Source organism: Streptomyces sp. B8-7, assembly GCF_058833805.1.
The window spans coordinates 1,495,864-1,518,986 of record NZ_JBYRRL010000002.1; the positions used below are offsets into that span (position 1 = coordinate 1,495,864).

Genomic DNA, 23,123 nt, shown 5'->3' on the forward strand with positions numbered 1-23,123 from the left:
CCCCGGGCCGGGCCGGCGGTGTGCCGACGCCGCCGGCCCGGCCTGTCTCCCGGGCCCGCCCCGGCCGGCCCGCAAGACCCCTCACCCACCCCCTGAGCAGGGATCGACCAGGGAAGACACATGAGACTTGGCATAGCCACACCACGCACCAGAGCGTGGCGGGGACGGCTGTCGCGACCGCGGTCGCTGACCACCGTCCTCGCCCTGGCGCTGGCCGTCCCGACGGGCCTCGCACCCCTCGCCGCCGCGGCCGAGGCACTGGGCCGCCCCGACGTGCCGGACCAGCACGTCAGCAGGGTCCATGATGCGGCCCCCGGCGCCGCGAAGACGCGCAAGCGGGTCGCCGCCGAGAAGGCCGCCGACACGGCGCGCGCCCGGCGTGCCACCGCCGAACGAAAGGCCTCCTGGCCCGCGCCCGGCGTGAGCGGCGTCCGCCTCGCCCCCGGCAGGCGGGCGGGCACCGACGCGGGCGGTCTGCCCGTCACCCTCACCCCCGCCAAGGCCACAGGGAAGTCGAAGACCGCCGCCGGCACGGCCGAGATCGCGGTCCTCGACCAGCAGGCGGCCCGCAGGGCCGGCATCACCGGCGTCCTGCTGACCGCCACCGCGGACACCGCCGGAAACGCCGAACTCGGTCTCGACTACAGCTCCTTCGCCAGCGCCGTCGGCGGCGACTGGAGCCGACGGCTGCACATCGTGCGGCTGCCCGCCTGCTCCCTGACCACCCCGAAGAAGAAGGCGTGCCGCACCCGGACCCCGCTGGAGTCGGCCAACGACGTGACGGCACACACCCTGACGGCCACCGTGCCGCTCTCCGCGGGCGGCGTCGGAGCGTCCACCCAGAGCGTGTCCGGTGCCACCGTCCTCGCCGTGACCGCCTCCGGCACGGGCGGCGGCCAGTCCGCCTCCGGTACCGGCGACTACGCGGCGACCCCGCTCGCCGAGTCGTCCTCCTGGCAGGCCGGCGGCAGCTCCGGCGCCTTCACCTGGTCCCACGACTTCGAGCTGCCGCCCGCCGCCGCGGGCCCCGTCCCCGAACTGTCGCTGTCCTACGACTCGTCGAGCGTCGACGGCCGCACCGCCGGCACCAACAACCAGGGAACCACGGTCGGTGAGGGCTTCACCCTCACCGACTCCTACATCGAGCGGTCCTACGGCAGCTGCGCCCAGGACGGCCACAGCGGCGTCGACGACCTGTGCTGGAAGTACGACAACGCGACCCTGGTGCTCAACGGCTCCTCCTCGCGCCTGGTCAAGGACGACGACACCGGCCGGTGGCACCTGGCGGGCGACGACGCCTCCCAGGTCACCCGTTCCACCGGCGCCGACAACGGCGACGACGACGGCGAGTACTGGACCGTCGTCACCGGCGACGGCACCCGCTACGTGTTCGGCCGGGACAAGCTGGCCGGCGCGGGCTCCGAGCGCACCAACTCCACCTGGACCGTACCGGTGTTCGGCGACGACGCCGGTGAACCCGGATACAGCGAGGGCTCCGCCTTCGCCGGCCGCTCGCTCACCCAGGCCTGGCGCTGGAACCTCGACCAGATCCAGGATCCGCACGGCAACGCGGTCACCCTCTGGTACGCCAAGGAGACGAACCACTACGCCAGGAACGGGGCGGGCACCGCGAACGCCGCCTACACCCGCGGCGGCTACCTCAAGGAGATCGACTACGGCCTGCGCGCCGACGCCCTGTTCACCGACGACGCCGACGCCAAGGTCACCTTCTCCTACACCGAGCGCTGCACGGCCTCGGACTGCTCGACCCTGACCGAGGACACCGCCGAGAACTGGCCCGACGTCCCCTTCGACGCGATCTGCGCCAAGGACGCCGGCGACTGCTACGCGAGCGCGCCGTCCTTCTTCACCCGCAAGCGCCTGACCGGGATCGACACCTACTCCTGGAACGCCGCGGGAGGTTCCTTCGACCCGGTCGACTCCTGGACCCTGACCCAGCAGTACCTCGACGGCGGCGACATCGGTGACAGCTCCGACCAGGTCCTCGCCCTCACCTCGCTGCGACGCACCGCGAAGGCCGGCACCGCACTCCCCCTCGACCCGGTCACCTTCACCTACCAGATGCGCCCCAACCGGGTGGACGCCGTCGACGACATCCTGCCGCTCACCCGCCCCCGCATCTCCACCGTCACCTCGGAGACCGGCGCCATCACCACCGTGACGCTGTCCTCGCCCGAGTGCACGGCGAGCGAGATCTCCGGCGCGGCCGAGGACACCAACACCCGCTCCTGCTACCCGCAGTACTGGAACATCAACGGCGCCGCCGAGGCGTCCGTCGACTGGTTCCACAAGTACCGGGTGCTGGCCGTCGTCACCACCGACCCGACCGGCGGCAACGAGCCGGTGGAGAACTCCTACACCTACAGCGGCGCCGCCTGGCGGTACAACGACACCCCGTTCACGCCGGCCGACCAGCGCACCTGGTCCGACTGGCGCGGCTACCGCACCGTCACCGTGTACTCGGGTGCCGCCGGCAGCGCGCGCACCAAGCGCATCTCCCTGTACCTGCAGGGCATGGACGGCGACAGGAAGAAGGACGGCTCCACCCGCTCCGTCAGCGTCGCCCCGCTCACCTCGCCCGACCTGGGCGCTGCGACCATCAAGGACAGCGAGCAGTACCAGGGGCGCCTGCGTGAGGAGGTCACCTACGACGGGAACACCGCGATCACCGCGACCGTGAACGATCCGTGGTCGAAGGAGACCGCCCGGCAGAGCGTTCCCGGCGCGCCGGACGCCGTCGCCCGCCTGGTGAACACGGCGAAGACCACGCACCACACGTACCTGACGGTGCCGAAGACGTGGCGCTCCACCAGCACCACCCGCACCTTCGACGCCTACGGCATGGTCGCCACGGAGCAGGACAGCGGCGACGACACCCGGAGCGGCGACGAGACGTGCACCCGCACCTGGTACGCCCGCAACGCCTCCGCCGGCCTGCTCGACCTGGTCTCCCGCACCCGCATGGTGGCCGCGACCTGCGCGACCGCGGACTCGGGCCTGGAGCTCCCCGCCGGTTCCGACAGCCGCGGCGATGTCCTCTCGGACACCGCGTTCGCCTACGACGACACCGACGCGACCACCTGGAGCGCCGACCAGGCACCCACCAAGGGCGACGTGACCTGGACCGGCCGCGCCGCCGCCTACCCGGCCGCCGCGGACGGGGACGGCGAGCGGCACCCGGACGCCTGGTCCACGCTGGGCACCGACACCTTCGACGCGCTCGGACGCACCGTGTCCAGCACCGACGCGGCGGGCCGGACCTCGACCACGGCCTACACGCCGGCCGGTGCAGGCCCGCTGACCCGCACCATCACCACCGACCCCAAGGGGTTCCGCACGGTCGCCTTCCTGGACCCCCGCCGCGGGGTGACCACCCGTTCCTACGACGCCAACCTGAAGAAGACCGAGAGCACCTACGACGCACTCGGCCGGCTGACGGCCCTCTGGCAGCCCAACCGCTCCAGGGGCGCCGGACAGGCCGCCAGCGTCACGTACGGGTACCACCTCGACAACGCCACGCCCTCCTGGGTGTCGACGTCCACGCTCAAGGCCGACGGCACCACCTACCACACCGGCTACCAGCTGTACGACGCGATGCTGCGCGAGCTGCAGACCCAGTCGCCGTCCCCGCGCGGCGGCCGGATCCTCACCGACACCCGCTACGACTCACGCGGCAAGGCCTATGAGACGTACGCGGACATCTACGACGACGACACCGCACCGAACGGCACGTACGCCCGCGCCGACCACGGCGAGGCACCACGCCAGACCGAGATCACCTACGACGGCGCGGGACGCACCACCGCCACGTCGCTGTACGTGTTCGGAGCGAAGAAGTGGACCACCACGACGAGCTACACCGGTGACTCCTCCGCCACGACGGCGGTCGCCGGCGGCTCCGCCACCCGCAACATCGTCGACGTACGCGGCCGGACGGTCGAGACCCGGGAGTACGGCAGCACCAGCCCCGCCGACCCGGAGTACGGCGGCGGCGTCACGGCCGGCCACGTCTCGGTGAAGTACGCCTTCTCCCTGGACGACAGGAAGACGTCCATCACCGGCCCGGACGGCGCCGAGTGGACCTACGGCTACGACCTGTTCGGCCGGCGGACCACCACGGCCGACCCGGACGCGGGCACGACCACCACCGTCTACGACGCCCTCGACCGGCCGACGAAGGTCACCGACGCCCGCGGCCGGGCGGTCCTCACCGACTACGACGAACTGGGCCGCGTCACCGCCACCTACAGCGGTTCCCGCACCGACGCCCACCAGCTCACCGCGCGCACCTACGACGGCGTGCTCAAGGGGCTGCCCGACACCGCCATCCGCTATCAGGGCGGCAAGGACGGAGACGCCTACACCCAGCAGGTCACCGCCTACGACAGCCTGTCCCGGCCGACCGGCACACGACTGACCCTGCCCACCGGCGACCCGCTGGTCGGCGCGGGTACCCCGCGGCAGCTGGACTTCGAGACGTACTACAACATCGACGGCACCCAGCAGAACTACACCACGCCGGCGCTGGGCGGCCTGCCCGCCGAGACCGTCGGCTACGGGTACGACGGCCTCGGGGAGATCTCCACGGTGACCGGTGCCACCGGCTACCTGCGTGCCACCGACTACTCCGCCACCGGCCGGGTCCAGCAGCTCACCCTCGGCACCGGCGGCTCCGGCGCCAGGAACGTGTACATCACGCAGACCTGGGACGAGGGCACCGGACGACTGCTGCGCAGCCACGTCACCGACCAGACCCACGCGTACATGCTGCAGGACCTGACCTACGACTACGACGACGCCGGCAACGTCACCTCCGTCGCCGACCCCACGACGCTGGGCGGCGTGGAGAGCGCCGAGACGCAGTGCTTCGCCTACGACGGCCACCGCCGGCTGACGCAGGCCTGGACCCCCGCGTCACGCGACTGCTCCGACGACCGCTCCGCCGCCGCGCTCGCGGGCCCCGCACCGTACTGGACCAGCTGGACCTACAACACGGCCGGGCAGCGTGCGACCGGCACCGAGCACTCGGCGTCCGGCACGGCCACCACCGCGTACTGCTACCAGGGCGACCAGCCCCACACGCTGACCGGCACCAGCCCGACCGACTGCGCCGACCCGGCCGGCTCCTACACCTACGACGAGGCCGGGAACACCACCGGGCGGCCCGCCGCCCCGGGCGCCGGTACCCAGACACTGACCTGGTCCGACGAAGGCCGGCTCAGCAAGGTCTCCGCGGACGGCACGGACACCGACTACGTGTACGACGCCGACGGCAACCTGCTGATCCGCGCCACCGGCGACGGCGAGCGGGTGCTCTACGCCGGCACCACCGAACTGCATCTGCGAGCCGACGGCACCACCTGGGCCCAACGCTCCTACGGAGCCGGCAGCACGGCCCTCGCGGTCCGCACCAACCGGTCGGGCGACGAGAAGCTCTTCTACGTCGCCGGCGACCAGCACGGCACTCAGTCCCTGGCCATCACCTCGGACACCCAGGCCGTCGTCAAGCGCCGCAGTACGCCCTTCGGCGCCCACCGCGGCACCGCCACCGGCGGTGACTGGCCCACCGACAAGGGATTCCTCGGCAAGACCGCCGACGGCACGACAGGCCTGACCCACATCGGCGCCCGCGAGTACGACCCCGCGACGGGCCAGTTCCTCAGCGTCGACCCGCTCCTCGCGGTCGGCCAGCCCCAGTCCCTCAACGGCTACAGCTACGCCGGCAACTCGCCGGTCACCATGTCCGACCCCGACGGCCGCAGGCCGCTGGGCCCCACCGACGGCGGTGTCTCGGCCGACAACCAGTGGGCCAAGGACCGCGGCATGGACGCCGGCTACACCTACCAGGGCGGCAAGTGGGTCTGGAAGCAGACCCCCAAGAAGGACAAGGAGTCGCAGAAGAGGTACGCCGCCTACCAGGCGAACCCGACCCACTACCTGATCGACGACTCCGCCGCCCGCAAGCGCGCCGCCCAGCAGGCCGCCGCCCGCGAGAAGGCCCTCGCCGAGAAGCGCAACAAGGAGGCGGCCGAGCAGCGCAAGAAGGACGGCGTCTGGGGCAGTATCAAGAAGGGCAACTGGGAGGCCGCATGGGAGAACACCAAGAGCGGGGCCGGTGACGCTCTCGACTACGTTCTGTCGTACAAGAACACCTCCGGGGTGTGTCTCAGCGTGGGCGGCGCCTTCGGCATGGGCCTGGAGGTCAGCGGTTGCTTCATCAGGACGCTCCGCCCCGACGGGAAGACGGACTACGGCCTGAGCGGCACGATCGAGGAGACGGTCGGTGTGGGCGCCGGCGGCACCCTCGGGTTCATGAACAGCAACGCCGACGACTTCGACCAGGTCCGCGGTGAGGCCGCAGGTGTCGGGGTGAGCGCGGGAGACGGACTCATGGTGTCCGTGAGCCACCGCGGCACGTTCGGCACCCGCAACTCGCGCGGCGACATCGTGCACACCGGTCAGGTCGGATTCGGGCTCGGTGCCGGCGTCGATGCGAACTTCGGCGGCGGCGTGACGGGCGTCACCAAGCTCTGGACCTGGTAACAAGTACGGTGGGCGGGTGCCGCCGCGCCTTCCGCGCGCAGGGCGGCACCCGCCCGGACCCTGGAACTCGGAGATCCAATGTTTCATTTCGTATGGGCCGTGGCGATATTCGTGCTCGGTTCGCTGATCGCCCTCGACTACCGCAATCTCGCGTTGCGGGTGTACGACATCATCGGCATGGTCTCGCCCGGCGGCCCGCCCAGCCCCCGCTTCACACCCGACCACCTGCGCATCGTGTGGGGCCTCCTGGCCGTGGTCGGCGCAGTGCTGGCCGTCGTCAAGGGCTGGGCGCTGTTCGCCTGACCGCCCCTACCGGCCCGGCAGCGGGCATGACGCCCGTCCCGCGGGGGGCGACACCGCCGTCGCCGCGACTGGGGGGGGGAGAGGACCGGCCGCCGGAGTCCGCGCACGGCCCGCCGTGCGCGGACCGTGCCGTCCCCGGTGCGCAGACAGGGCCGGTGACGGCTGACGTGGCCGATGTCTCACCTCGTCGAGGAGAGGGCACACGGGCGGTCGTGGGTCATGGCCCGGCCTGAGGCAGACGGCCCTGCCGGGCCCGAGGGCCGGGCGCCTGCCCCGGAGCCGCCGGCGACGAGGGAGCCCTCCGCGGCGAGCCGCTCCATCCGGACGCGCCGCGACCGGGGTCCGGTGCGGCCGAGGGCAGCGTGTGGAGCATCCCGCCGGACGACGCCGTGTGGACACTCGTGCCACCGGGGCCGCAGACCGTGGCCGTGATCTGCCCGCCGAGGTCGAAGCTCTGCAACGGCGTCCCGTCCGCCGCGTCCAGCAGATGCAGCCGGCCGCCCCACCCGCCCGCGTAGACGACGGTGCCGTCCGTGCACAGGGTGAAGAACTCCTCCTGCCCCGGGTGCGGCGTGCGCCAGACCCGCTCGCCGGTCGCCGCGCTGCGGCAGTGGACCGTGCCGGCCGCGTCCCCGACGACCACCGTGTCCGCCACTCGCACGGGCGGTGCCAGCACCGGCGCGCCCAGCCCCACCTCCCAGGCGGCGGTGCCGTCGGCGGCGGACACACAGCGCAGGGTGCCCTCGCCGTCCGCGATCACCAGATGTTCCTCCAGCGGCAGCGGCGCGGCGAGGACCGGGGCGGGCAGCGTCACCGGCGACTTCCAGGTGAGCGTGCCGTCCTGGTCGTCGACGGACAGGACCTCCCCGCTGCCCGCGACCGAGAGGTACACGTGACGGGCCCCCGCCGCCGCCGGCTGCGCGGGGGCACCCGCGCAGCCGGTGAGGGGACCGGTCGCCCACCACAGCTGACGCGTCACCGCGTCGAAGTGGTGCAGCCGGCCGTTCGCCTCACCGAGGAACACGCTCTGCCGGCGCAGCAGCACGCCCGCGCCGGCGGCGGTACCCGCCGGCCGGGACCACCAGATGCGGCGGTCCCGGCTGTTCCAGGACTCCAGCCGGCCCCCGGCGTCGCACACCACCAGTACATCGCCGTCCGCGCAGAGCTGCACCGGTGCGGCGAGGTCCGTGCGGCGGACCACCTCCGCCCCGGTCGCGGCTTCCAGCCAGCACACCGCACCGCTCGCGTCGGCGGTCACCACACCGCCGTCCTCGGTGGCCGCGACGCTCTGCGGCCACTCCCCGACGCGGACACTCCAACTGCGCCGCCCCGGGCGGAACGGCACGGTGAGACCGGTGGTGTTGCCCGCCGCGGCCAGGAAGTCCTGAAGCTGCGCACGGTGGGCGGCCAGGCTGCGGACCGCCTCCCTGGGCAGCCGCAGGGTGCCCGGCGGGCCGAAGCCTTCGGCGATCTCGTCCAGCCCCGGGCGGGCGGCCGGGTCGGGGTCGAGGCACGCGCGGATCAGCCGGCCGGTCGTGTCGTCCGGCAGCCCGGACAGGTCGGGCTCCATCCCGGTGAGCCGGCGGACCAGCAGGGCATGGCCGGTTTGCTCGCCGCTGAAGGGGGCGTGGCCGGTCAGCGTGTAGAGCAGGATCGCCGCGACGCCGAACACATCGGTCGCGGGGCCGGTCCGGTCCAGGCCCCGGATCTGTTCCGGGGCGCAGAACTCCGGATGGCCCATGACCGTGCCGGCGGCCAGGGTGACCCGCTGGCCCCTGATCCGGGTGAGCCCGAAGTCGATGATCCACGGACCGTCCTGGGTGAGCAGGATGTTCCCGGGGTGCAGGTCCCGGTGCAGCAGCCCCTTGTCGTGCGCGGTGCGGAGGGTGTCCACCAGATCGGCGGCCACCGCGTGCACCGCGTCGCGCGGCAGCGGGCCGTGGGCGTCCCTGATGCGGTAGAGCGAGAGGCCCGGGATGAAGCGCGTCGCCAGGGTGGGCCGCTCGCCGACGCGGAAGTCGAGGGCCAGCAACTCGGGGATGCGGGCACCCTCGCAGCGCTTCAGCGCCTTGCTCTCCTGGTGGAATCGCTGCATGTGCTGGGCGTCCCCGGTGAACTCCGGCTTGAGCACCTTCACGGCCGCCAGGGTGTCGGTGCCCTCGCGGCCGTCGGAGCGCCGGCCCAGGTAGACCTTGCCGAAACCGCCCGTGGCGAGCTTTCCGAGCAGCCGGAATCCCGCGGCCTCGGGCGGATCGGTGTCCGGGTCGAGCGGCGTCACCATCTCTGCGCCCCTTGCGCCGGCCGGACCTCGGACGATCGCCTCGGGCCGCGCACGGCGACTCGGCCGTGGCCTTCTCCGTCTCGTGCGAGATGCCGATGCCGATGCCGCACAGCATGGCGGACTGGTGTCCGGTTCGTGGCCATGAGGTGTGAATCCCCCCTGGGGCGTGCGTCGTTCAGGTACGGGTGCGGGCGCCTGAGGCCCTGAGCCGGTGCAGACGGTTGGTCTCGTCCTCGATCAGCGACTGCCGCTCCTGGAGCCGCCGGATCTCGTCGGCCACGTCCGAGCCCTGCCGGGTCAGCCGGCCGATGGCGTGGTCGCAGTAGTGCTTCAGGACCGGGCGGTCCGTGTCGGCCCGGGCGACGGCGGACTCCAGAGCGCGCCGTTCCTCCGCGGCGCGGTCCGCCCCGGCGTACGCCGACCACTGCACCTGGTAGGCGTTGAACACGGCGAGGAGGCGCTCCCCGGTCCGGTCGTGGTCGCGAACCGCCCATGACACCAGCGCCGTGCAGAGCAGTTCGGTGTCGGCCCCGGCACGCCGGGCCGCGCACGCCCGGGCGGCCAGGGTGTCGCAGTCCTCGGCCGTGCCCGAGGACCGCACCGCGGAACGGTGCACCTCGCGCAGGCCCAGCGCGGGCCGCAGCCCGGGCAGCCGGTCGGCGAGGTGGTCCAGCCACTTCGCGTCGTCGTCCGTGCCGTGCCAGTGCGGTGCCGAGGTGGCCAGCCGCTGCACGGCGTCGAGGACGGGCCGCGTGTGCGGACCGGACCAGTCCAGGATGTGCAGCGTCAGACCGCGGGCGGCCGGGCCGGGTCCCTCGCCGGTGCCCGGGTCGACGACCAGGACACCGGCCAGCAGATGGCGGACGACGTCCTCGGCATGCCGGCGCAGAGGCCTTGTCGCGAGCGCCGACCTCAAAGCTGCGGCGTACTCGGCGACCCGGCTTTCCAGGCCGCTCTCACCCGTCGGTGCCGCCGCCATGGCGGCAAGGCCCGACGGGGGCCGCCCGGTCAGCGCGCACAGTACGTCCCAGCGGGCCGCGGTCTCCGGCTGCAGTCCGCCAGGCCCCCGCGCGAGCGCACGCCCCAACGGCCCTTCGGGTGCTGCGCCGTGCACCGGCGCCCTGGTGCGCACGGAGTGGATTAGGGCCTCGAAGGAGCCGGGGTGTCGCAGCACGTCGTCCCCGTGGCCGCAGACGACGGCGCCTTCGAGCAGCAGGGCCGGCGCGCCGGGCTGGCCGGCCGCCCACCTGCGGCCCCGGCCTCGGCCAGGCCGGTGCCGGGGCCGCAGCTCAGCATGGCGTGCAGCACCGGCAGTTCGGCGCTGCCGGCGATCTCCGCCCTCCGGCGGGCGCGCGGTTCGTCGCACAGCCAGCGCAGCCAGGCCCGTACCAGCTGGGCGGCTTCGGGCCGGTCGTACAGGGTACGGACCAGCCGCCCGGCCAGGCCGGGGCTCCGGCGCAGCACGGACCGGGTGAGGCCCATGCTCCCTGGGGCGAAGGGGATGACGCCGGGCAGCAGCCATCCGGTCACCGGGTCGGGGTCTCCCGGCGCGCGGTCGGTGAGGGTCTCCGCCATGACCCCGGCCAGGATCCGGTCGAGCGGATCCAGGTCCAGCCCGGCCGCGGTGCGGGCGGTGCGCATCTGCTCGAAGGAGGCGAGCGCCGCCTCCTTCCGGTCGTGCAGCAGCTCGTCGCGGAGCCGGGTCCGGAAGGCCTGGGAGGCGGCGTCCTCGGACAGGTGGGGGGCCACCGCCTCCAGATCGGCGTGCGCGTCAGGCAAGACCCGGGCCGTGAGACCGGCGGACGTCTCGTCGCCCGTATGAGGGGCGGCGCGCAGACCGCGGGTGAGGTCGGTGAGCGCCTGCTTCGCGGCCAGCTCACGGTTGCGGGCACCCAGCACCTCCAGCGCCTGGCCGGTTGTGTGCAGGGCGGTGACGTCCAGTGGTGCGCGTGCCTCGGCCAGATGACGGACGACCGCCTCGCCGCCGTCCTCGGTCCAGTTCTCCAGGAGCAGGTCGTGGTACGTGCGTGCCTGCGGGGACAGTCCGTCGAGGTCCGGCAGTTCGCCGCTCAGCGGCAGCTTCGTCACTCCGCGTGCGCCGAGCGGGTCTCCCCAGAACAGACGCATCGGCACCCTCGCGCCCCGGGACGTGGAAGTGGCCGCGGACAGCGTGCTGCGGACTCCGAAAGGCAGCAGCGCGGCCACGGCGTCCAGCGTGCGCAGCACGACGAGCGGCTCGAAGCCGTTGCCAGCGGCCACCGCCACCGGGCCGTCCAGCAGATACGCCGCGGCGGCCGCCAGCCATCGGGTGGTCGCCGACACGCCCGGGGTGATGTGGTCGGCGATGTCGTTGACCAGGAGGTCCTTCTCGCCGAAGGCCAGTTCGGCGGGGCCCGTACTGGTCTCACCCAGGCTCTCGGCCGCGGTGCGGGCCGCCCGCGCCAGGCCCCACCAGCCGATCCCTGTCTCCCGTATCTGCGCGTAGGGCACGGCGAAGTGGCTGATCCGGTGGACGGGACGGTGGACGATGTCGCGGTCGCTCGTTGCATCCAGCAGGAAGACTCCCACCGTACCCGTACCCGTACCCGTACCCGCGCTGTCCGGGGTGCAGCCGATGGTGATCCAGGGCAGCCGGTCGCCGGAGGACGGTGTTCCCGGATACCAGTGCTGGATGGCGGCGTTGAACTCGCCGCTGCGGCTCGGCGGATGGGTGGCGAGAACCTCGTAGCCGCGGGTGGTGTAGGGCACCTTGCCCCACAGCGCCCAGTCGGCGGTCAGCCCCGGTGCCATGGTGTGTTCCTCCTTCTACGGGTGCCGTTTCTGGGGTTCGCGGGGTCGGATCTGCGAAGGAAGGGGTACGCCTCCGGGATGCCCACGAGCGCGGTGCGGCCGGGAAACGGACCGTCTTCCCGGCCTTGTGGTGCACTCAAGGGGCGGGCGGTGTCACTCACGGCCGCCGGGGTGTCCGTGCTCCGGCGGCCGTGGCGGGCGCCGAGGAGGCAGAGCACGGCAACCGCTCATGGCCGGCTCTCCGGGCGGCCGGAACCCCGGCGCCTCGGACGGTGTCGCAGACGTGCCGGCGTCCGGGCCGGGCGGTGTCGGGATGTGCGCGTCCGTTCCGCCAGGCGGCCTCCGGGCGGCCGGGGCGCCTCACCGCGACCCGGCCGGCACGCTCTCCGTCTCGTGCGAGAAGCCGATGCCGCACAGCACGGTGGACTTGCCGAGCTCGCAGGTACCGGTGTCGGTCAGCGGCTCACCACGCCCCGGCACCTCGCGCTCGCAGCGCACCCGGAGCACCGCACGCCCCGCGCTCCGGCGGCCGCGCACGGTGACCCGGGCATGCACCTGTCCCGCGTCCGTCTGCTGGACGACCCTCCGGCCGTGAAGCGGAAGCGTCTCGCGTTCGCCGGACCGCAGATCCGTGACGACCAGCAGCCCGGACAGCCGCTGGTTGTGCCGGTTGTAGACCTGCAGGGCCGCCGCGGAGCCGAGCAGCAGCATCAGCAGCACCAGCGGATAGAGCCACCCGGGTGCGTGGGCGGGCACCGCGCCGCGCAGCTCCACCTCGGTCAGGACCGGTCCCCCCGGGGAGAACTTCCCGTCCCCGTAGGAGCCGCGGATCACCGTCGTCCACTCCGAGGAGACATCGGCGCGCAGGACCAGCTGCGACCGGAAGTCGCCGGAGCCGGGGAACAGGCCGAACTCGGCGTCCTGACGCCAGGTCAGCTGGACGCGCACGGTTTTGCGGGCGCCGGGGCGCAGGGTGACGGGACCGCCCCCGCTGACCCGCGCCGACCCCGTGCCGCCGTCGGCCGAGAGCCGGACCGTCAGCGGTACGTGCCGGGTCCTGGATTCCAGCGTCACCTGCAGGGTGCGGCTGCGGGACCCCGTGCCCCGCCCGGTGTCCACCGTGAACCTCCCCTCGGAGGCCGGGCGTACGCCCTCGCCGCCGACCGACACGGTCACGCCGCGGCCACGGTCGGTGCCCAGCACGCTCAGCGCCTTCTCCTTGCGGACCTGTTCCTTGGCGTCGTCGAGCTGGGAGCCCAGGGCCGTCGGGTCGACCGGCAGGATGCGCGGCATGGTGAAGGCGCTGCCGAGGATGTCGGAGACCCCGGTGCCCTCGGCCAGCGGCAGTCCGTAGCCCATGATCTGGCGGTCCGTGCCCAGTGCGGTGTAGCGCTTCTTCAGGTCCTGCCAGGCGGGGCTCCCCAGGCGCGCGTAGGGGGTGCCCGGGGCGTGGACGGAGCCGTCGGTGAGCATGAGCACGGCCCCCACCGGGGCGGTGGTCCGCTCCAGCTGTTCGGCGGCGGCGTTCAGCGCGTCGCCGTGGTTGCTCGCCGACTCCGTGGCGGAGCGTGGGAGCTCCTTGTCGATCAGGCCGCCCGTACGGTCCGCCGGCGACAGCGGGTGCACGACGCTGGTGGCGCGCCCGAAGGTGATGACGGCCACCTGGTCGGCGGGCGTGAGCGAACCGAGGAAGTCGGCGAGCCGGCGTTTGACCGTGGTGTAGAGCGGTATTCCGTCGGGCCCCTCGTCCTGCATGGAACTGGAGGCGTCGACGAGGACGACATAGGCCGCCGGGACGTCGTCGACCCTGAGCGAGCGGTTGATGTCCTCGCGGGTGACCGGGGTGTCCGCGGCCGGCGCGGTCACCGCGCCGAGGACAGCCGTCAGGACGGCGAGAGAGAGCAGCACGGCGCGGCGGGCCGTTGTCCGGCTGGTGAGCATGAGGTGTGAGTCCCCCTGAGGCGTGCGGCGTTCAGTTGCGGAGGTGGGCGGTGGAGGCCCTGAGCTGGTGCAACCGCTTGATCCGGTGGGCGAGGACCGAGCGCTCTTCCTCGAGTCGCTGGATCTCGTCCGCGGCCCTGGAGTCCGCCCGCGTCAGCCGGCCGATCGCATGGTCGCAGTAGTGCTTCAGGACCGGGTGGTCCGTGTCGAGGCCGATGAGGGCGTTCTCCAGGGCGGCGCGTTCCTGGGCGGCATGGCCCGCCCCGATGAAGTGGGTCTGGTCCTTCTGGTAGGCATCGAACACGGCGAGGGTCCGTTCCCCGATCCGGCCCCGGCCGGACACGGCCCAGAAGACCAGGGCCGTGCAGAGCTGGTCTCTGTCGGCCCCGGCGCGTTGGGCGGCGCCCGCCCTGGCTGCCAGGGCCTCGCAGTCCTCGGGCCGGTCCGTCGCGCGCTGCGCGAGACGGAGCACCTCACGAAGGACCAGCGCGGGCCGCAGCGCGGGCAGCCGGAGGGTCAGCTGGTCCAGCCACTCCGCGTCCTTCTCCGTCTCGGCCCAGTGCGGTGTCCCGGTGGCCAGCCGCTGCACGGCGTCGAGGACGAGCCGCATGTACGGATCGGGCCAGTCCAGGATGCACAGGGTCAGGCTGTGGCCGGCCGGGCCGGGCCCCGCCCCGGTGTCCGGGTCGACGGCCAGCACACCGGCCAGCAGGCTGCGGACGATGTCCGTGGCGTGCCTGCGCAGGAGTTTCGTGTCGAGTTCCGCCCTGAGGGCGGCGGCGTACGTGACGACCCGGTCGGCGGCGTACGTGAGGACTCCGTCTCCCGGGCCGTTCGTGTCACGAGGCGGCGGCGCCGCGACCACGGTGGTGAACCCGGACGGGGGCAGTCCGGTCAGCGCGCACAGTACGTCCCAGCGTGCCGCGGTCCCGGGCCGAAGCCCGCAGGGCGGCCGCTCGAGCGCACGCGTCAGGAGGCTCCGCACCTGTGTGGCGTCTTCCCCCGTGGCCGTACGCGTGAGCGGACCGGTCAGCGTGTCGAGGAAGCCGGGGTGTCGCAGCACGTCGTCCCCGTGGCCGCAGACGACGGCGCCTTCGAGCAGCAGGGCCGGCGCGCCGGGCTGGCCGGCCGCCCACCTGCGGCCGGCCTCGGCCAGGCCGGTGCCGGGGCCGGAGCTCAGCATGGCGTGCAGCACCGGCAGTTCGGCGCTGCCGGCGATCTCCGCCCTCCGGCGGGAGTGCGGTTCGTCGCACAGCCAGTGCAGCCAGGCCCGTACCAGCGGGGCGGGTTCGGGCCGGTCGTACAGGGTGCGGACCAGCCGCCCGGCCAGGCCCGGTCTCTGGCGCAGCATGGACTGGGTGAGGTCCATGCTGCCCTGCGCGAACGGGGCGATGCCGGGCAGCAGCCATCCGGTCACCGGGTCGGGGTCTCCCGGCGCGCGGTCGGCGAGGGTCTCCGCCATGACCCCGGCCAGGATCTGGTCGAGCGGATCCAGGTCCAGCCCGGCCGCGGTGCGGGCGGTGCGCATCTGCTCGAAGGAGGCGAGCGCCGCCTCCTTCCGGTCGTGCAGCAGCTCGTCGCGGAGCTGGGTCCGGAAGGCCTGGGAGACGACGTCCTCGGACAGGTGGGGGGCCACCGCCTCCAGATCGGGGTTCGGGTCCGCGAGCGCGTGGCCGGTCAGGATACCGAGGGGTCCGTTGCTGATCTGCCGGCTGCCGAGCAGCACATGACGGATCCGCTCGCGGGGTACGAGCCGGCCCTCGTTGATGTCCTGGGCGGCGGCCAGCGCCGGGTTGAGCTGGGCCAGCACCTCCAGGGCGTCTGCGGGCGTGTGCGGGGCGGTGATGTCCAGTGGTGCGCGTGCCTCGGCCAGATGGCGGACGACCGCGTCGCCGCCGTGCTCGGTCCAGTTCTCCAGGAGCAGGTCGTGGTACGTGCGTGCCTGCGGGGACAGTCCGCCGAGGTGCGGCAGTTCACCGCTCAGCGGCAGGTTCGTCACTCCGGGTGCGCCGAGCGGGTCTCCCCAGAACAGGCGCATCGGCACCCGGGCGCCCGGGGAGATCGAGGTGGCCGCGGACAGCGTGCTGCGGACTCCGAAAGGCAGCAGCGCGGCCACGGCGTCCAGCGTGCGCAGCACGACGAGCGGCTCGTAGCCGCTGTCAGCGGCCACCGCCACCGGGCCGTCCAGCAGATACGCCGCGGCGGCCGCCAGCCATCGGGTGGTCGCCGACACGCCCGGGGTGATGTGGCCGGCGACACCGTCGACCAGCAACTCGGTCTCGCCGAAGCGCAGTTCGACGGGGCCGCTACGGGTGTCGCCCAGGTGCTCGGCTGCGCTGCGGGCCGCTCCTGCCAGGGCCCACCAGCCGATGCCCGCCTCCCGTATCTGCGGGTAGGGCACGGCGAAGTGGCTGATGCGGTGGATGGGGCGGTTGGTGATGTCGAAGTCGCTCGACACGTCCAGCAGGAAGATTCCGACCCTGCCGTCGCCCTCGCCGTCCGGGGTGCAGCCGATGGTGATCCAGGGCAGCCGGTCGCCGGAGGACGGTGTCCCAGGCGTCCAGTGCTGGATGGCGGCGTTGAACGCGCCATGGAGATCTGGTGGATGGGCGGCGAGAACCTCGTAGCCGCGGGTGGTGCGGGGCACCTTGCCCCACAGCGCCCAGTCGGCGGTCAGCCCCGGTGCCATGGTGTGCTCCTCCTCGTGCGCTGTCGGTCGCCGGCTCAGGGACTCGGGGGGCCGAATCCGCGAAGGAAGAGGTACGGCTCCAGGACGTTCACGGGCCGCGGTGCGGCCAGGAAGCGGACGCTGTCCTCGGCGTGGTTGATCAGAGACGGGTTCTCGATGTCGAACCCCCGGTCGGGGTCCACCCAGAAGCCGACCGCGGAGCAGGCGAAGTAGCCGATGCGTTCCGGCGCGAAGTACTGGCCGATGAGCTTCTGGATCTCGGGCAGACTGCTCTGCGGGATGGCGCGGCAGAGCCCGTCGTAGAGCCGCTCGGCATCCATGACCTGGGGCTGCCCGGTACGCGGGTTGACCCGGATGTTGCCCTGCTCGCAGGCCAGGCGGAAGATGCGGTCGTCGTCGAACTTGGCGATGCACACGGCGATGCTGTGCGGCAGGTGGTTGCCCTGCCGCTGTCGTCGCATGTTGATCTCGGTGGCCACCCGGCGGAGGACCCCGCTGAAGAAGTCGGCGCTCTGCCGGGTGTCGTGGGTCAACGGGCCGTCCTCGCCGTTGACCAGCCACTCGCGGACCGGGTCGACGACGTAGACCATGGCACGGGAGTCACTCAGATCCCTGATCAGTTCGTCCCCGTACTGCTTCCCGGTGTCCGAGTGCAGGTCGAACGCCTCTCCGGGCATGTCGCGGACGCTGATCTGGAACTCGGTCTGGTCCAGGGCGCTGCCGGAGCCCCGCCGGAGGAACCTGCGCCTGGCCTGTGAGAAGCGGGTACCGCCGAGGTCCCCGGCCAGCGTGAAGCGGATCAGGCCCTCCGGCCTGATGGTGGCACTGGGGAACGTGCGGTTCCGGTAGAGGCTGCGCTCCAGCCTGTCGAGCACCGCCTGCGATGTGTGGTCCTCGGGATACAGGGCCCACCTGCCGTACAGGGGGTCCTGGACGGCCTGGGTCAGAGCGGCCAGCAGGCTGGACTTCCCGCTGCTGTTGCCACCCCAGAGTGTGATCGAGGACTCCGGCGCGACGGCCCGGCCCGACCGTTGCCGGGAGGCCGCGGAGACGTCCGCCTGGGAGGCGGGTGACGTCCGGCCGCTCTTTCCCGCCCGCTTGCCGGCAGGCGGAGCCTCCGGCTCGACGGCCTGCTCCAGGAAGACGCCGGGCAGCGGTGAGGACTCGACGGGGGGTGCTGCCGGGGCGCGCGCCCTGTCCGTGCGGGGGCCCGGCGGTTCCGTTCGCGGGCGGGGCGGCGTGAGCTCTGCGCCGGACGCGGGCGCGGCAGGGGGTGCGGGTGCCGCTGGTGCCCACGGCAGCGCGTTGCGTCCCACGAGGGTGGACCGGCCCAGAATGTCGAGCGGTGACTGCTCCCGGTCCCGCTGCCCGCGGTCGGGTTCGCCCTTCTCGGCCCGCTCGGGCGGCGTCTCGTCGTCGACCATGCATGTGCTCCTGCCTGACGGTCGGCGGACCGCGTCCGCCTGCGGTGGTGGTCCGGTCCGCGAGCGCGCGCCGGACGGGTGAGCGATGGGTCCTCGTCAGCCGGCGGCGGTCCGCACCCAGTCGTCGGCCGCGCCGGCGGCGACCACCAGGCGGATCGGCGGACCGTCCTGCGGCAGGCTCAGGGCCGGGGCCGCGACGGCGGCGGCGATCACCCGTGGGTCGTGCCCCGCGGTGAACCGCCCCTCCGTGCCGAACTCGCCCCAGGCGTGGTTCGCCCAGTGCGCCAGGTGGGGTTCGCCCGCCAGGTGGTCCATCCAGTACGGCTCGTCGACGACCGCCACGCATGCCAGGCCGTCGTAGTGCCGCGCCCCGTCGAGTTCGGCTTGCCAGTCCAGCCGGTCGGGGCAGATCCGCACCGCTGCCCCGCGCCGCAGTACCTGGGGCGGCCGGACCGGGGGATGCGGCGGGCGGGAGCCGACGACCAGCAGCACCCGCCGACTGCCGGGGCGCCACAGATGACGCCGGCCGGAGAGTTCGCGGGGTACGTGCTCCAGACCGGTGGCGAAGTCGTGCCGCAGCGGGCTGGGGCGCCAGGAGGCCAGGCCGTGCACCGCTTCCGGCGCGGCCGACAGGTCCAGTCGGTGCACCACGGGGTCGTTGTCGCCGGTGCGGTGCAGCGGGTCGTGGTCGCGGTAGCCGATCAGGCCCACCCGGAGGGCGTCCTCGATGCCGACCGCGTCCTGTACGGCGGTGACGACGGCTGCCGCCTCCTGCAGCCGCTCCTCGACCGCGGCGCCGCCGTCGGCCTGGGGTCCGGCGACCTCCACGGCGACCATGAGGTCGAGGGGGCGGGCCCGGGGGAGCCGCCGCGGGGTCGCGGCGGCCAGGTCGGCCCAGCAAGTGGGCTCGGGCTCGTGGTGCCCGGCGTGCCGCAGTTCCACCCGCTGGTGTCCGCGCAGTGCATAGGACAGGGTGACGTGGGAACCGGGCGGGAGTCCGAGCCGGTCGACCCGCAGCGGCCGCCACCGGGAGGGCGGCTCGCCGGGGCCGGCCGTGACGACGGCGGCGACACTCATGCCGCCGGCCGTCTCGTCCGGGGGAGCGGTGACCGGGATGTGCACCACGGGAGCGGTGCCGCGGCCGTCCGCGCGGCTGCCCGCCGGGAACAGTGGGCGGCGCACGAGGCCGACCGTGCCCGAGCCCCCGTCGACCCGGGCCGCCGCCAGCCACACCGTGGCGCGCAGCGGAACCTCGGCCACCAGGTCCTCCGGTGCCCTGGGCCAGCGCGTGGGCAGACGCAGGGACAGCAGCGCCCCCGCCTCCGTCCGCACCGCCTCGGCCGCCCGTTCCACGGGCCCCCAGCCCGTGGCCCGTACCGCGAGCAGCAGCGGGTCCGCGGTGCCGCGGTGGCCTGCCCGGACGAACGAGGCCAGGGACTCGCGCAGCGCCTTGTCCAGGCCGGCCGGTGCGTGCCGTGAACCGCCCGCGAGGGTGAACAGGCGTACGGCCCGTTCTGGTGGGAGCACCCCGGCGGCGGGGGGCACCGCCGTCCATGACGACTCGGCGAGCCGTGTCAGCTCCGGCGCGGCGGCAAAGGGGGCATGGGTGAGCCGGCTCAGCCGCAGGCCCTCGCAGCCGACCTCCAGGATGTCCAGCGTCGGGAAGAGGCCGGAGGCGAAGCGGGTGAGCGCCCAACCGAGGCCGGCCCGGGTCAGCAGGGAGTCCCTCTCGGCGAGCACGCTCTGCCAGGCCGAGCGCCAGTCCCGGTGGGCCGGGCGGGGGCCTGCTCCGGCCGCCAGGGCGGCCATGCGCTCCCCGAGAGGCGGTATCGCCCGGGCGGAGCCCACGCCGCCGTCCTCGCCATCCAGTCCACCCGGTCCGTCCGGTCCACCCGGTCCACCCGGTCCGTCCGGTCCACCCGGTCCACCCGGTCCGTCCGGTCCATCCGGCCCGTCCGGTCCGCAGGGCCCCGTGGCCAGATGGTCCGCGACGCGAAGCGTGGCTCTGAGATCGGCCGCGAGGAATGTCGCCCCGTTGTTCGCATGCACCTGTTTCGCACCCCCCGATACGGCCGGTCCGTCGAGGCGGACGGCGGACGACCGCTGCTGCGTCCACGCCAGACACGGCCGGCCGGGCCCGAGGAGGAGGCCGCCATGACTGAGAGCAGAACCCGGATCCCCTGTCCGGTCGAGGAATCACATTATCGCCCGTCGGGCGTACGCAACCCCTCCTCGTGGACTTTTCTTTCCGCGCCAGCCATGGGTATCCCGCAGTGAAAGAAAGAGGAGTTGATCGTGTCGACCTGCATTCAGAAATGACAGTTTCCTGGCAATGGCGAATCGCCATATGACAGAAGAGGCTCGATTCTGATCGAGTGTGGATTCGTGGAGGGTTACGCGAGAGGGGCCTGATCCCTGGGGCCGGGTCCCCCGGCAACCGGTCTCGGTGATCCGGGAAGGGATGTCCGGGGGCGACGCCACCGGCCGTACCCGGAGGGGTTCCGGGGAACGCCGTCGCGGTGTCTCGCGCGGGCGGCGAACAGGGCGCGGACGCCCGGGGCCGCGGAGCCGGGGATCACCGCGGGCGGGCCGGCTCGCCGCGGTCCGGCGGTGGCCGGGCCGCGGCGAGTGCGGGACGGCGGCCGGAGCTCAGGACCCCGTGAGAGAGATGGCCAGGTCCGTGATGTTCAGCGGGAACCGGCCGATGGGTGTGGCCGCGCCGGTGAGGATGTCGACGCTGTACAGCGAGGGGGTGCCGGCGCCGTACGGGGTGAGGGCGGAGAAGGCTGCGTTGCCGACCGTCTTCCCGCCGGACAGGGTGCTGTAGATGTCCATGCCGGCGTTGATCCCGGCGTCGATGCCGAGGCTGCCGGTCGCGGCGAGCGTGCCGTTGTTCGCCGGGGACTGGAGGACGACCTGGTCGCTGGTGGTGTTGATGTCGACCAGCGTGGTGGAGGTGGCCGCGTCGAGGTCGTTGTTCGTGTAGGCGGCGGCCGAGACTCCCTTGGTCGTGCCCTCGAGCGGCGGGGTGGTGAGGTTCACGTCCTGGATGGTGCTGTGGTCGTTGAGGTTGTGCCGCAGGTTCTGGCCGTGGTCGCTGATCACCCGCAGGCGGTCGGCCGCCGGGTTGAAGTCGACGCCGAAGTTCGCGCCGCTCAGCGAGTACTGGAGCTGGGACACCTTGGTGACCACGACGTCGGTGGTGACCGGCGGGGTCTTGATCGTGTAGATGCCGCCCTTGTTGCCGACCCCGTACATCAGGCCGTCCTGCACCCGGAAGTCGATCCCGACCAGGCCCGTGTCGCCGCCGAGGCCGTTGACGACCCTGACCCAGTCGAGGACCTGCGGCCGGTCGGTCGTGAAGGTGGCCATCAGGGTGCCGTCGCCGCTGATCCCGAACGCGCGCAGGCCGGGCGCGGCGGGGGTTGCCGAACCGGTGCCCGGCGTCCCGAGCGTGAGCGCCGTCGACGTGACCACGGCCGCGGCCGACGCCGCGATTCTCCTTCTCGTGTCTGCTTTCATCGCTTTTCCCCTCCCGTTTCTGGGTGAGCGCCGCCAAAAGAGCCCGGCCGGTATTTCCCCTGGCCCGGTCACCCCGGTCACCCCGGTCACCCCGATCATGCCGGAGTCGTTCCGGAGGCGCCCTCTCACGGCTGGCAGGAGCTTCCCATTAAGGCCGCTTCACGTCTCCTGCACAAGCGCGGAAGTCGGCGAGAGCGCCCGGTTCCGGGAATTTTGCGCAAGATGACAAACGTCGCGTCGACGCGCTGCCCGCGCTTTGTGCCCGGTGATGAACGCCGTCCGGATCTCGTCTGTCGGCCGTTCGCCCTGAATGCCATGCTCGCGTCCATGGGGAGCCTCTTCGCCGAGCTGGCCCGGCGGACGACGGCCAACGCCCTCCGCGAGGTCGAGACGTACACACGGGAGATCGCGGAGTTCGGGTTCCTGGACAAGGACCCCCGGGCACGGGCCGAGACGCTGGAGTACGCGATGTGGCTGCGGCGTCGTACCGTCGAACTGTCTTTGGACAACAGCGAGTTGAGCGGACAGGACCTCGACAGCATCGCGTCCGTGGGAGAACTGCGAGCAGGCGCCGGGATGTCGCTCGACGGGGGACAGCGGGTGCTGCACCTGCATACCGCACTGATGTTGCGTGAGATCAACGAGGCGACCGAGGACGAACACGGAAGAAGTGTCGACGATCTCCTGCGCATGATGGCCTGGTTCACCCCGCAGGGCGAACGCGGCATCGGCGCCTACCGCCGGGGGTTCATACGGGCACTGTGCCGCCGGGTTCCGTATGCCGAGCAGGTCGCCCTGCTGGCCCGGTCGCTGCTGAAGGCAGACCCGGTCTCGGCGGAACTCGCCGCGGCCGTCGGCATGGAACTGGCGGACCGCTGCGCGGTGACGGTGTTCCGGCTGCCGGACCGGCCCGCCGCCGACCGTCTTCTGGAGGACGAGATCGGGGCCTTGGCGAAGAGCCACCGCGTCCCCGTCGTGTGGGGACCGGAGGGCGGTGACGGCAGTGGTGAACTCATCGCCCTGCTGCCCTTGTCCCCCGGCGCCGCAGGAGGGCGGGAGGCACCGCCGCACGGCGTTCCCGGCCTCCTGCCCGATCTCGCCCCCGGCCACCTGTCCGATCTCGTAGGAGACTTCGCCCGCTCCCTCGGCTGCCCCTGCGCCGTCGGTACGGCCACCGGAATGCTGCCGGAGCTGCCCGACGCTCTGGACCGCGCCCGGCGGATCAGCCGGGCAGCCCCGCTCCACCGGGCTCCGGCCGGGGCGCGGCCGCACACCCTGGCGGACGTGTTCGTCGAACTCGCCGTCACGGACGTGCCGTTCGCCGACGACTGGCTCCGCACGGTGGCACGTCGTCTGGAGCGCGGCCCCGACCTCCTCGCAACCCTCGACGCGTACTACCGCCACGACATGCACCGCGGCCCCGCGGCGAAGGCGCTCCACGTCCACACCCGCACCCTGGACTACCGCCTGCGCCGGGTCCGCGAACTCACGGGCGTCGACCCCGGCTCGACACGGGGCGTGCGCACGCTCAGCGCCGTTGTCACCCGGCACATGTCGGGAGCGTGGTGCCGGTGACCGCTCAGGTGAACGGGACTCACCGATCCCACGG

11 protein-coding genes are annotated in these 23,123 nt (G+C 73.0%); 3 read left to right on the forward strand and 8 right to left on the reverse strand.

Going from position 1 to position 23,123, the window contains the following annotated elements:
• The first annotated feature begins 120 nt into the window (after positions 1-120).
• Both AC5K6T_RS15085 and AC5K6T_RS15090 read left to right on the forward strand, forming a co-directional pair.
• Positions 121-6,564 (forward strand): RHS repeat-associated core domain-containing protein, encoded by a 6,444-nt coding sequence (locus AC5K6T_RS15085; RefSeq protein WP_493209196.1) that lies wholly within the window; start codon positions 121-123, stop codon positions 6,562-6,564.
• A gap of 78 nt (positions 6,565-6,642) precedes the next feature.
• Complete coding sequence (locus AC5K6T_RS15090) at positions 6,643-6,867, forward strand: hypothetical protein (RefSeq protein ID WP_493209198.1); 225 nt, start codon at positions 6,643-6,645, stop codon at positions 6,865-6,867.
• Between the two features lie 217 nt (positions 6,868-7,084).
• Here AC5K6T_RS15090 and AC5K6T_RS15095 read toward each other — a convergent pair whose 3' ends face one another.
• The 8 genes from AC5K6T_RS15095 to AC5K6T_RS15130 form a co-directional block, all read right to left on the reverse strand.
• Positions 7,085-9,148: a protein kinase domain-containing protein gene (locus AC5K6T_RS15095; RefSeq protein ID WP_493209200.1), complete on the reverse strand. Its 2,064-nt coding sequence runs from the start codon at positions 9,146-9,148 to the stop codon at positions 7,085-7,087.
• Between the two features lie 175 nt (positions 9,149-9,323).
• A complete protein-coding gene (locus AC5K6T_RS15100) occupies positions 9,324-10,280 on the reverse strand; it encodes a hypothetical protein (RefSeq protein WP_493209201.1) in 957 nt (318 codons plus the stop codon).
• Between the two features lie 8 nt (positions 10,281-10,288).
• Positions 10,289-11,938 carry a hypothetical protein gene (locus tag AC5K6T_RS15105; RefSeq protein ID WP_493209203.1) on the reverse strand — a complete coding sequence of 550 codons (1,650 nt, stop codon included), beginning with the start codon at positions 11,936-11,938 and terminating at the stop codon, positions 10,289-10,291.
• A 360-nt stretch (positions 11,939-12,298) separates the two neighbouring features.
• Positions 12,299-13,879, reverse strand: coding sequence for a vWA domain-containing protein (locus AC5K6T_RS15110; protein ID WP_493209205.1), 1,581 nt, complete (start codon positions 13,877-13,879; stop codon positions 12,299-12,301).
• A 31-nt stretch (positions 13,880-13,910) separates the two neighbouring features.
• On the reverse strand, positions 13,911-16,568 hold the full coding sequence (locus AC5K6T_RS15115) for a hypothetical protein (protein ID WP_493209206.1): 2,658 nt from the start codon (positions 16,566-16,568) through the stop codon (positions 13,911-13,913).
• Positions 16,569-16,603: 35 nt separating this feature from the next.
• Positions 16,604-17,992, reverse strand: a complete 1,389-nt coding sequence (locus AC5K6T_RS15120; protein WP_493209207.1) for a hypothetical protein — start codon at positions 17,990-17,992, stop codon at positions 16,604-16,606.
• A gap of 96 nt (positions 17,993-18,088) precedes the next feature.
• The gene (locus AC5K6T_RS15125) at positions 18,089-19,801 is read right to left on the reverse strand and encodes a hypothetical protein (protein WP_493209209.1); all 1,713 of its coding nucleotides are present in this window, start codon (positions 19,799-19,801) and stop codon (positions 18,089-18,091) included.
• A gap of 840 nt (positions 19,802-20,641) precedes the next feature.
• A complete protein-coding gene (locus AC5K6T_RS15130) occupies positions 20,642-21,514 on the reverse strand; it encodes a DUF4394 domain-containing protein (protein ID WP_493209210.1) in 873 nt (290 codons plus the stop codon).
• 327 nt (positions 21,515-21,841) lie between these two features.
• Between AC5K6T_RS15130 and AC5K6T_RS15135 the strand changes: the two genes are divergently transcribed.
• Positions 21,842-23,089 (forward strand): PucR family transcriptional regulator, encoded by a 1,248-nt coding sequence (locus AC5K6T_RS15135; protein ID WP_493209212.1) that lies wholly within the window; start codon positions 21,842-21,844, stop codon positions 23,087-23,089.
• Positions 23,090-23,123 lie beyond the last annotated feature (34 nt).

Coding starts and splice junctions, on each gene's coding strand:
- AC5K6T_RS15110 (WP_493209205.1), bottom strand. CDS start 13,879: ATGCTCACCAGCCGGACAACGGCCCGCCGCGCCGTGCTGCTCTCTCTC.
- AC5K6T_RS15120 (WP_493209207.1), bottom strand. CDS start 17,992: ATGGTCGACGACGAGACGCCGCCCGAGCGGGCCGAGAAGGGCGAACCC.
- AC5K6T_RS15135 (WP_493209212.1), top strand. CDS start 21,842: ATGGGGAGCCTCTTCGCCGAGCTGGCCCGGCGGACGACGGCCAACGCC.
- AC5K6T_RS15085 (WP_493209196.1), top strand. CDS start 121: ATGAGACTTGGCATAGCCACACCACGCACCAGAGCGTGGCGGGGACGG.
- AC5K6T_RS15130 (WP_493209210.1), bottom strand. CDS start 21,514: ATGAAAGCAGACACGAGAAGGAGAATCGCGGCGTCGGCCGCGGCCGTG.
- AC5K6T_RS15090 (WP_493209198.1), top strand. CDS start 6,643: ATGTTTCATTTCGTATGGGCCGTGGCGATATTCGTGCTCGGTTCGCTG.
- AC5K6T_RS15105 (WP_493209203.1), bottom strand. CDS start 11,938: ATGGCACCGGGGCTGACCGCCGACTGGGCGCTGTGGGGCAAGGTGCCC.
- AC5K6T_RS15095 (WP_493209200.1), bottom strand. CDS start 9,148: ATGGTGACGCCGCTCGACCCGGACACCGATCCGCCCGAGGCCGCGGGA.
- AC5K6T_RS15115 (WP_493209206.1), bottom strand. CDS start 16,568: ATGGCACCGGGGCTGACCGCCGACTGGGCGCTGTGGGGCAAGGTGCCC.
- AC5K6T_RS15125 (WP_493209209.1), bottom strand. CDS start 19,801: ATGGCCGCCCTGGCGGCCGGAGCAGGCCCCCGCCCGGCCCACCGGGAC.